This window comes from Pseudomonadota bacterium (assembly GCA_030860485.1).
Taxonomy (GTDB): Bacteria; Pseudomonadota; Gammaproteobacteria; order JACCXJ01; family JACCXJ01; genus JACCXJ01.
The window spans coordinates 1-10,023 of sequence record JALZID010000310.1; the positions used below are offsets into that span (position 1 = coordinate 1).

The following is a 10,023-nucleotide window of genomic DNA, read 5'->3' on the forward strand; positions in this document are numbered from 1 at the left end:
TCCTGAGCGTGACGCCTTTCGAGCAAATGCCTTTGCTTTAGTTGCTTACCGATATGGCGCCAATCGAAGAACCGACCATCTCCAGTAACCAGCTGATCTTGCTTTGAAACCTGTCGGACACTACTGATCTGGGTTCTCTACTGCCATCCTTAAGCCCTGACGGACGGCTTGTAGTCGGCCCCCCGATGGAAACACGGTTGCGTTACAGTTCCTGAGGTTGTTCGATCAAGCCTGCTCTTATTCGCAAAATTAAGGTGCTAGATCGGAATAGGCTGCGAGTCGATGTACAGTTCATCGACCGTCAGAAGGGTAGAAAACACGCGAAGTTTGAAACCGAGAATTACTTTTCGGCGCTTAACGCAGCCTCTGCTCCCAGGCTAGAGCAGTGGTCTAACACCTGGTCTCCCCTTTGTTACCTGCCTGACCGCACAACGGAGAGCTTTAAGGGGCGAAAGGAAGAACAAGTAGCCCTTGCAGACTGTATGAATGACGAGGAGTCGCGGACCTGCCTAGTGTTTGGTGATGGCGGTGTTGGAAAGACAACGTTGGTGCTCGAATTCATGCACCGGTTCTTGGAAGAAGATCCTGATATCCAGTGCGAATGGAAGCCAAAGGTAATTAGTTTCTATACCGCCAAGAAATGGCGGTGGGGGCTCGATGGGGTCCAGCTAATTTCCGCGGGGCAGCCTCACTTGTTGGGGCTGTTAGCCCATTTGCATCTGCTGCTGCTTAGCCGACTCCCGCCCCAGGACTTTTACAGGCTATGTCGCTCAGGCGGCGGTGCGTTTGCAGCAGTTGATGGCGAGGGAAGCGGACATCAAGCGCTCCGATCATCTAATCATTGTTGACAACTCAGAAACACTTATCAGCTCGGACCGTGATATCGAAATACTGGGCAAAGAGCTGAAAGAAATTGCTCGGCGTGTTGGCAGAGTAATCATTACCTCACGGCGACGTGAGGTTATTGAAGCTGCGCCAATTGCTGTGACACCCCTGAAGTCGTCGGAAGCAGTGGCGCTGCTGAAAGAACGTGCTGCCGAATTGGGGCTAAAGGCGATACAGCGTGCGACCGCCGGCGATCTGCGATCATTGGTCGCTGATCTTGAATGCCGCCCCTTGGTTCTTGAGGCTTTCCTTCAGGCGCTTACCGATCCCACAACGGCCACGCTACAGCTGGCGAGAAATCGCGTTGCGACAATGCTGCGCCGCGACCTTGGGGACTTCCTGTTCGCAGATGCATGGGGGCGTTACTCGGCTGAGATGAAGCGCCTGCTTTTGCTAATGACTCGCGTTGGAGATGTCCATGATGCGCGTCAGTTGACGATCTGCTGCGAGATCGCGGGGGTCTCGGTGCACTCTGCGGAAGAGGCCTTGGAAGAGTCGAGCGGCATTGCGTCTACTGTGCGAATCAACAATGGAATCGAAATTAGCTTCTCGTCGATCTTTTTGAAGTTCGCGAAGGAGAGGGTCGTGGCGGTGGGAGGGGTCAATAGTCCATCGTCGGACGAAATTTCAGAAGCGCGGCGACAGTCATGGTCGCTACATGCAGGCTGTGCAGTCGTTCACTGGAGACAGGATTCCTTCTGCATTCCGCACCCCTCTTGCCAAGGCAGCGTACCAGGCGCGAAAAGATGGAAAAAATGAAGAAGCCCTTAGACTCTATCAGCAAGCGATCTTGGTCGACTCAAGTAATGGATGGCTCTTTGACCGGTTTGCCTACCTTCTCTTTCATGACATCAGAGACAATAAGGCCGCTTTAAGTCAAACCAAGCGGGCTACGGAGCTCTTGCCCAATGAGGGCGAGGTTTGGTTTACGCGAGGCATTGTCGAGTCGAGGTTAGGTGAGTTTCGGCAATGTGAAGTATCACTAGGCAAGGCGGAATCGCTGGGCGTGGATCGCGTTAGGTGCGCTATGCAGCTTGCGTGGGCGTATTTAAAAGCATCTCCGGCTTTGCTTAATTTGGCACGGCGGCAGATAGGCTTTCTAAGACAATCGCTGTCCAGTGTCCATCGCAGCGACAGGAACTGGATCGAGACTGGATTGCTCATGTCTCGCCTAGAGTATCTGGAGCGCAAGGGAAGGAATGTTCGAGGGTAGGCCAGAAAGGCCTAAAGGGGCAGGCTCGGATATTTTTACAATGACGGCTCTCCCTGGTCAGCGGTGGCTTGGCCCGTGACATTAGCGTCTAACCGCGGCCGGCCCGCCTCGCCGCGCGCCGTTACCCCGTCATGCTGCTCTTATTGCTTCTGTAAGGCCGGGCCAATAGCTCCGACTGCCGTTTTGTCAAGGTGACGGCCAAACGTCTTTAAGAACGGCGTGACATCGGACCGCTAACATCGCCGACTCGACCGCGTGGCGGGAAGGTCGGGTTGGCCTCCGGGCCACACTAATAGAACGCTCGAACAGGAACGCAAGACCCAGGTCTTCGCACGCTTCATCGCCGCAGCTTCCCGCTCGGCGTGCGCGGCAGCGCCGCGACCAGGCGGAATCGCGCCGGCACCTTGTAGCCTGCGAGTCGTTCCCGACAGTGCTGGCCGAGCACGACCGCCGTCGGCGGGCTTGCGACGTCGCGCGCGACGAATTCGGCCACCGCTACGGCGCCCCAGCGTTCGTGCGGCAGACCGCTCACCCGGCTCTCGCGCACATCGGGATGCGCGTCGAGCACCGCCTCGACCTCCTCCGGAAAGAACTTGATCCCGCCGAAGTTGATCACCGACTTGCGGCGCCCGCGCAGGAAGACGTGGCCGTCCTCGTCCTGACTCGCGAGATCGCCGGTGGCGAACCAGCCGTCGTCCGTGGCGGCCGCGCGCTCGCACCACGGCGCGAGATACGCGTCGAACATGCCGGGCGCGCGGAGCCACAGCTCGCCGATCTCGCCCGGCGCGACCTCCGCGCCGCTCTCATCGCATAAACGCACCGCGCAATCGTCCGGCCGCCCCACGCTTTGCGGTTTCGCTTGTGCCGCGTCGGTGTTGAGCAGCGGTAGCCCCGCCTCGACGATCCCGAAACCCTGGGCCGGCCAGATGCCATAGCGCCGCTGGAAAGCGACCGCCGTCGCTTCGCGGAACGCGAACGCAGTGGCGACGGCGAGACGCAACGCCGGCCACGCGCGCGCCGAGTCCTCCGCCGCCAAGAGCGCAAGGTGAAAGGGCGACCCGTAGAACACCGTCGCACCGTGGGTGCGTGCCGCGGTGAGCAGATCGCCGGCGAGAGGGGAGTCCGCGATCACCATCCCCGCGCCTTCGATGAGGTAGAGCATGACCGAAACGGCGAAGTGATGCGCCATCGGCAGCGTCCACAGCACCCGGTCCGCGAAGGTGATCCGGAGCCGGCGGTTGGCCGAGCGCACCCGCGCGAGCAGCGTCTCGTGGCTCAAAAGGACCCCCTTGCGATCGCCCGTAGTGCCCGAGCTGAAGCGCACGAAGGCGGGATGGAGCGCCGCGAAGCGATGCTCCGGAAACGCCGCCGCGAGGTCGAGCGCACACCAGGAAAATCGGATCCCAGCGATCGCCTCCGCCACACCCGGCGCCGGCAGCCACTGCTCGGGACCGGCGGCCAGCATCAGTAGGGGCGCGGTGAGCGCGAGCTGCGCCACGCGCTCAGGCACCGCCAGCTCGCCCGCCACCGGCACCAGGCACGCGCCGGTCCGCAGGATGGCGAGGGCCAACACCACGTAGTCCGGGCCGTTCGGGCAAAGGAGCGCGACGCGCGGCGCCGGGCCGTGCAGCACCGGGCGCAGCCTGGCGGTGATCGCATCCCCGCGCGCGAGCAATTCGCCATAGCTCTCCGTGCCGCCGGAATGGAGCAGTGCGGGCCGCGCCGGCTCGGCGGCGACGCGGGCTGCGATCAGATCGGCAACGTTCAGCGCGCCGGCCATAGTGGTGTCACATCACGCAGCCCGTGCGCCAGGCCGTCTGGATCGAGGATGAGGTCGGGTCTTGCGATAGCATACTCGTTGTTTACTGAGTTCAGATAGATCGTCTTTCGATGCGAGCACCCTACCCGCTTGGTACCGGTCTTCGAATCGAGAGGGCATCGATCCTCCATGCAGCAAGTTGCAGCCAAAAGCCAGACACGCACCCTCTGGAATCGACTTGTTCAGCCGCGGATGGGGCTTATATTATCGATGGATGCCTGGAGCGCGGTTGGCGAGCAATTGCCCTTTGGATTGCACCATGCCGCCCTGAAGACAAATCTGACGCCCGCGCGATCAGGTAGGACGGCGACGCGACGGACGCGCTTTTTAGGGGAATCGGGTCCTTACTATGCAGATGGGCAGTATTCCCACGGCACTACTCTCGGCAAGCGCCATTGTGAAGTACTTACTCACGTATGCGGGCTCCATTTGCAACCCTTTCAGGTAGCGCGTCCAAATGCCTTCCTCAATTCTTTCTTGGCGCGCTCCAGAACCACGCGTCGTTGTTTAGAAAGGTTCCTGCCCGCCCGGTTTATATAGAAATTCAACATCGACATCGCGGACTGGTAGGGCGTGCCTTTGCGCCGCCTGCTGCGCTCGCTTGAACGCTTGAGAGAAGATGCTATTTCCCGGGCACTGCACGAAGTGAAAACGCTCGGTTCGAGATCAAGCGCGTTGCTGTGCCGGGTTACGTTCCCCGACCAGTAGCTACGCTTGGAGCGGACGCTGCCCATGGCTCAACCCCTGAGAAACGCTGCCGTCACTCGGCCTATCTCGCAGCCTGCGCTTTCCGTATGTTCTGGCGCCGCGCCCTTCGCTGTGCTGCAGTGGGCTTTTCTCGTTCCGGCACATCGGGTCGCGGGCTCGCTTTGAATCTGTCGCCCGCAACGTGCCGAGGCTTGGAGCCGAGGTCGCGCAAGACCTCTTTCGCATCGCTTGTGTCGGCAACGATGCGCCCATCTTCCACATGTGCGTGGCTTTTGCTGATGAGCCACTTCTGTGTATCCCACGAGCGGCTGCTGCGCTTGCCGGCCACGCGCTCAATGCCGCCCTTGTCTCCCACGTCCTGCGTGCGGAAGGTGGTGAACTCCGACTTGGGCCTGACCTCGATATGGTAGTACTCGCCCCGACCGGTAGTTCCCGCTTTCGCACGCCCGCGACCCTCAGGTTGGGCCGTGGCGCGCGCTCGTGACGACATCGGTCGCCATGTCTTTTGCGCCTTCTTGATATTCGCCGTCGCCGCCTGTGCTCGCGTCGCCATGGTTCACCTCCTCATTGCAATGATGCCGCGTTAACCTACGAGTGGCGTTTGAAGTACTGCACGGCACGCTCGTGCCGTTCAGCCTCCTCGCGTGTATCGAATGTTCCGAGATTCTTTCGCTTCCGCGTTTTCGGATCCTTCTTCCGGGAGTAGAGACGGTACGAGCCCGACTTGACACAGGGGGGCTGCCTCCTGGCGTCCGCTTGATCGTGACGCGAAACGCATCCTCGCCGAAGCTGTCATAAATCTGCACCCGCATGGCGTATGCGCACCCGAAGATGCGGCCGATCCGCTTCTTCTTGGCGATGGCGTACAACTCCTCGCGCAGCAAGCGCGCCTCCTCGCTCTTGGCATCCAAACTGGCGATACCGACGCCAATCGCTGAGCTGACGGCAAAGACCTCCTCCCGACCGTTTTCGTACTCAATTTCCATATGGTCGGCAACGGCCTTGATGGCTCTCCCCACCAGTTCGAGCAATACGTCGCTGGTTTTGGAATGCTCGCCGATCATTTCACCCTCTGTCCCTGTAAGGAACATAATAGGCCCATCCTGCTATCGATGCCGATCCCTTATGTCGCCGCACGCCACCCGGCCCATTGAACAAGTGTAGCACTCTTCGCATCAATCGCTTTGGAGGGTCTTCGAAGGATAGGCGGCGGGGCGGTGAGGGGTTTAGGCGGGAAAGCTAGGCGCCGTGTCGTATCGTGGTGGAGGCGTCACCGAGGTGAGTGATGGCGCGGCCAGGACGAGAACGGGGGGCGAGCCACTTCGTAGATCCGTGCGCCATCGGTGGGCGCCAAGGTTGGGGTCCAGGGCATTGCGATGTGCCGATGCTCGCTGGCGGTCGTTGGTGGTTCGAACTTACCGCGGGGGCGGGGATCGACGGCGAACTGGCATGCCAGGCGCACTGCGCTTGCACGGCGAGCGGCATTGAGTTTTCTGCCTTATCGACTACCATCACGGGCTGGCGGGAAGACCGGGGCTGCTGTAGTCAGGAGCCGGATGGGAAGGCAATGAATATCGATCTCGGCACTCGACGGGCGCTGGTGTGCGGGAGCAGCCAGGGGATTGGGCGGGCGGTGGCCATTGAGCTGGCGGGCCTCGGGGCGGAGGTGGGGTTGTTGGCGCGGGACGGGGAGGGGCTCGAGCGGGTTCGGAGAATGCTCGATGCGGCGCGCGGCCAGGCGCATCGGGTCCTGGTCGCCGATTTCCGCAGACCAGAAGCGGTGCGGTCCGTGGTGACGGGGTTTCTCGCCGAGTCCGGCCCTGTTCATATCCTCGTGAACAACACGGGCGGCCCGCCGCCCGGGCCGGCCTCGGAGGCCGATCCGGGGGCTTATGTCGCGGCGTTCACCCAGCACCTTGTCTGCAACCAGGTCCTGGTCCAGGCGCTCGTTCCCGGAATGAAGGCCGCGGCCTACGGCCGCATCATCAACATCATTTCGACCTCGGTGCGCCAGCCGATCAGGGGGCTCGGGGTGTCGAACACCATCCGCGGGGCGGTGGCGAGCTGGGCCAAGACGCTCGCGGGGGAGCTCGGGCCCTTCGGGATCACGGTCAACAATGTCCTGCCCGGATCGACGAAAACAGGGCGGCTGGCCGTTGTCTTCGAGGGCCGGGCCCAGGCTCGCGGTGAGCCGGTTTGCGAGATCGAGGCGGAGGAGAGGGCCGCGATCCCGCTCGGGCGATTCGCCGAGCCCGAGGAGTTGGCCTCTGCCGTCGCCTTCCTGGCCTCCCCGGCCGCGGCCTATATCAGCGGCGTGAGCCTGCCCGTGGACGGTGGTCGCACGCAGTGCCTGTGACGTCGTTCGATGACCGGGATCGCGACCGGCTTGCGGAAGCGGCCTCGCCGACCCGTTCGTCTTGTAGTACACTATAGTACTACATAGTGAGGGTTGCCCACATGCCGACCAGTGTACGACTAGACTCAGACACGGAAGCGTTGCTAGCCCGCTTGGCCCATAGCCGCAAGGAGACCAAGTCGGCTGTACTCCGCGCTGCCTTGTTACGCCTGGCCGATGATGGTGCAGGCCAGGGTGGGGAGGGCCCCCACGCCCTTATTTCTGACCTCGTGGGTATTGCTCGTGGAGGGCCACAGGACCTCGCTCGGCATCACAAGCAGGCCTTTCGGGAGATGCTCGCTCGACCGCCGGGTCTGTGACGGCAGGTGTCTTGACCGACGCGGGACCGCTAGTCGCGATCCTGCAGCGCAATGACCGCGATCACGTACGCTGTGTCGAAGCGCTGAAGGGTCTGCGGGAACCCTTGCTGACGACCTGGATACCCATCACGGAGGCCATGTACCTGCTGGGCTTTTCGCCGGGCGCCCAAGATGCCTTGCTCCAGATGATCGAACGCGGCGCACTGCACGTCTTGGCGCTCGGGGCAGAAGACTTGCCGCCTATCCGCGCGCTCATGCGCAAATATGCGGACCGGCCGATGGATTTTGCGGATGCGTCGCTCGTGCGGATGGCAGAGCGCGAGAACATCCGACGGGTTTTCACGCTCGATCGCCGCGACTTCGCTACTTATCTCTCGGGGCGCGGACAGGGGTTCACGATCATTCCGGATCTCACATAAACCCAGCCGTGATCACCATCGCGAACTACATCGGCGGCAAGCTCGTGGCCCCGGCCGCGGGCCGTTACCTCGATGATATCGAGCCGGCGACGGGGAGGCCCTATGCCCTCGTCCCGGAATCCGATGCGGTGGATCTGGAAGCCGCCGTCGCGGCGGCGCGCGGGGCCTTTCTGGGCTGGGCGAGGCAGACGGTAGAAGAGCGTTCGCGGCTCCTCCTGCGCATTGCCGAAGGGATCGAAGTAAAGGCCGAGGCCCTGGCCCGAGCCGAGAGCATCGATACGGGCAAGCCGATTGGCCTCGCGCGCCAGGTCGATATCCCGCGCGCCGCGGCGAATTTCCGCTTTTTCGCCCATGCCGTCACTCAGTTCGCGAGCGAGTCCCACGGTATGGGGACGGCCGCGATCAACTACACCCTGCGCGATCCGCTCGGCGTCGTCGCCTGCCTCTCGCCCTGGAACCTGCCGCTGTATCTCCTGAGCTGGAAGATCGCACCGGCGCTTGCGGCCGGCAACGCTGTGATTGCCAAGCCCTCCGAGCTGGCGCCCATGACGGCCTATTGGCTCGGGCGGATTTGCATGGAGGCGGGGTTGCCCAGAGGGGTCTTGAACATCGTCCACGGGTCGGGACCGAGCGTCGGCCAAGCGCTAGTCGCGCATCCGGCGATCAAGGCGATCTCGTTTACGGGCGGCACCAAGACCGGTGCCGCGATTGCGAGTGTCGCCGCACCGCAGTTCAAGAAGCTCTCGCTCGAGCTCGGCGGCAAGAACCCGACGATCTTGTTCGCCGACTGCAATTGGGAGCAAGCGCTCGATGGGGCATTACGCGCCGCCTTCGCCAACCAGGGCGAGGTGTGCCTGTGCGGCTCGCGGATCTTCGTCGAACGATCGATCTACGAGCCGTTCAAGCGGGAACTGGTGGCGCGGGCCGAGGGGCTTCGGCTGGGTGACCCACTCTCCGAGGATACCGAGCAAGGGGCGCTCGTCACAGAGGCGCATCTCGAAAAGGTCCTGTCGTACGTCCAACTCGCGCGCGAAGAGGGGGGTCGGATCCTCACGGGCGGCGTACGCGTCACGGTACCGGGGCGTTGCGAGGCCGGTTATTTCGTGAAGCCCGCCATCGTCGAGGGGCTTACCCACGAATGCCGCACGAACCGCGAGGAGATCTTCGGGCCGGTCGCCTGCCTCCTGCCCTTCGATGATGAGGACGAGGTGCTCGCAGAGGCCAACGGCACGGAATTCGGGCTTGCGGCCTCGGTCTGGACGCGGGATCTGCAGCGCGGCCACCGGATCGCACAACGGCTCGACAGCGGGGTGGTCTGGGTCAACACTTGGCTGCTCCGCGATCTCCGCACCCCTTTCGGCGGCATGAAGCACTCGGGCGTGGGCCGCGAAGGCGGGTTCGAGACTATGCGGTTTTTCACCGAGGCCAAGAACGTGTGCATCAAGCTGTAGTATCGGCGTGCGCGACTCAGAGCGCCGCCAAGACCTCCGCGTGCATCGCGTGCGGCCGCCGTGTTGCGGGTGCGGGCGTGTCCGGGACCGGAACAAGAGTGCCCCGATGACGTGACATTCCGCAACTATCGTTCTCCCATTTCTCTCCTCGCCATGCCTGCCCACTTCGATCTCATCATCACCGCCGACTACCCGAACGCACGGCGGAGCTCCGCCTGCTCGACGGGCATGGCTCGCAGCTCGCCTACCGGCAGCGCGCTAGCCCATCTTTCTCAACTGGAGGGGCCGACCGGCCTGCACGGCGCATGAAATGGACGCCGAGGCCTACAGGCCTCCACTATAAATGGGCTCGGTCGGGTCAGTACGTGAGTTGGCCAGCGGCGGTTATTCGTGGTGGGGGTTGTTCGTGGCGATCGAGCGCGAGCCGGCTTCGACTCTGTTTGTGACAGAGGTTGATCAATGGGCTGCGGTCGTGCGGCGCGACCCCGCTGCAGACACCGTGTTCTACTACTCGGTGCGGACCACCGGTGTTTAAACCCTCCAGTTGCATAAACTTCCACGTGGATCGTCAGGAAAGGGCGTAGAAGACAGGGTTGCAGCGAGTTTGTAGCGTTGCGCTGGATATCACCACCGGTGATATCCAGCCTTTAAGTAAAATAACTGGTCTCATGATCAGAAAGACTAGGAAGCGGTCTGCACTTCGCGGTATAATGTGCTTGTGAAAACAACCGCATACCCGAAGGAGACCGCTTCTTATGAAGTATAGCAAAGCGGAAGTCAACTGCAAGACCCATGGCCTGCCCGCACTGCGCT

Annotated in this window: 8 protein-coding genes and 1 pseudogene; 5 read left to right on the forward strand and 4 right to left on the reverse strand. The window is 62.2% G+C overall.

Features of this window, described 5'->3' with window-relative positions; translation table 11 throughout:
• Positions 1 to 786 precede the first annotated feature (786 nt).
• The gene (locus M3461_19380) at positions 787 to 1,644 is read left to right on the forward strand and encodes a hypothetical protein (GenBank protein MDQ3776359.1); all 858 of its coding nucleotides are present in this window, start codon (positions 787 to 789) and stop codon (positions 1,642 to 1,644) included.
• Positions 1,645 to 2,435: 791 nt separating this feature from the next.
• On the opposite strand, the gene M3461_19385 is transcribed toward M3461_19380, so the two are convergent.
• The 4 genes from M3461_19385 to M3461_19400 all read right to left on the reverse strand — a co-directional run bounded on the left by M3461_19385 (position 2,436) and on the right by M3461_19400 (position 5,689).
• A complete protein-coding gene (locus M3461_19385; protein MDQ3776360.1) occupies positions 2,436 to 3,878 on the reverse strand; it encodes an acyl--CoA ligase in 1,443 nt (480 codons plus the stop codon).
• Positions 3,879 to 4,357: 479 nt separating this feature from the next.
• Positions 4,358 to 4,651 carry a DUF3175 domain-containing protein gene (locus M3461_19390; GenBank protein MDQ3776361.1) on the reverse strand — a complete coding sequence of 98 codons (294 nt, stop codon included), beginning with the start codon at positions 4,649 to 4,651 and terminating at the stop codon, positions 4,358 to 4,360.
• A 35-nt stretch (positions 4,652 to 4,686) separates the two neighbouring features.
• Entirely contained in the window at positions 4,687 to 5,115 is a 429-nt protein-coding gene (locus M3461_19395; protein MDQ3776362.1) for a hypothetical protein, read from the reverse strand.
• On the reverse strand, positions 5,081 to 5,689 hold the full coding sequence (locus M3461_19400; protein ID MDQ3776363.1) for a hypothetical protein: 609 nt from the start codon (positions 5,687 to 5,689) through the stop codon (positions 5,081 to 5,083). The genes M3461_19395 and M3461_19400 overlap by 35 nt, the downstream gene beginning before the upstream one ends.
• A 503-nt stretch (positions 5,690 to 6,192) precedes the next feature.
• On the opposite strand from M3461_19400, the gene M3461_19405 reads away from it, so the two are divergent.
• The 4 genes and pseudogenes from M3461_19405 (at position 6,193) to M3461_19420 (ending at position 9,742) form a co-directional block, all read left to right on the forward strand.
• A complete protein-coding gene (locus M3461_19405; GenBank protein MDQ3776364.1) occupies positions 6,193 to 6,981 on the forward strand; it encodes an SDR family oxidoreductase in 789 nt (262 codons plus the stop codon).
• A 355-nt stretch (positions 6,982 to 7,336) separates the two neighbouring features.
• Complete coding sequence (locus tag M3461_19410) at positions 7,337 to 7,759, forward strand: PIN domain-containing protein (GenBank protein MDQ3776365.1); 423 nt, start codon at positions 7,337 to 7,339, stop codon at positions 7,757 to 7,759.
• A gap of 8 nt (positions 7,760 to 7,767) precedes the next feature.
• Positions 7,768 to 9,210 carry an aldehyde dehydrogenase gene (locus M3461_19415; GenBank protein MDQ3776366.1) on the forward strand — a complete coding sequence of 481 codons (1,443 nt, stop codon included), beginning with the start codon at positions 7,768 to 7,770 and terminating at the stop codon, positions 9,208 to 9,210.
• A gap of 406 nt (positions 9,211 to 9,616) precedes the next feature.
• Positions 9,617 to 9,742 (forward strand): annotated as a pseudogene (locus M3461_19420) (methylated-DNA-protein-cysteine methyltransferase).
• The last annotated feature ends 281 nt before the right edge of the window (positions 9,743 to 10,023 follow it).

Bases quoted from the DNA above. Each gene is read 5' to 3' on its own strand.
- M3461_19395 (MDQ3776362.1), bottom strand. From the start codon at position 5,115: ATGTCGTCACGAGCGCGCGCCACGGCCCAACCTGAGGGTCGCGGGCGT.
- M3461_19385 (MDQ3776360.1), bottom strand. From the start codon at position 3,878: ATGGCCGGCGCGCTGAACGTTGCCGATCTGATCGCAGCCCGCGTCGCC.
- M3461_19400 (MDQ3776363.1), bottom strand. From the start codon at position 5,689: ATGATCGGCGAGCATTCCAAAACCAGCGACGTATTGCTCGAACTGGTG.
- M3461_19405 (MDQ3776364.1), top strand. From the start codon at position 6,193: ATGAATATCGATCTCGGCACTCGACGGGCGCTGGTGTGCGGGAGCAGC.
- M3461_19390 (MDQ3776361.1), bottom strand. From the start codon at position 4,651: ATGGGCAGCGTCCGCTCCAAGCGTAGCTACTGGTCGGGGAACGTAACC.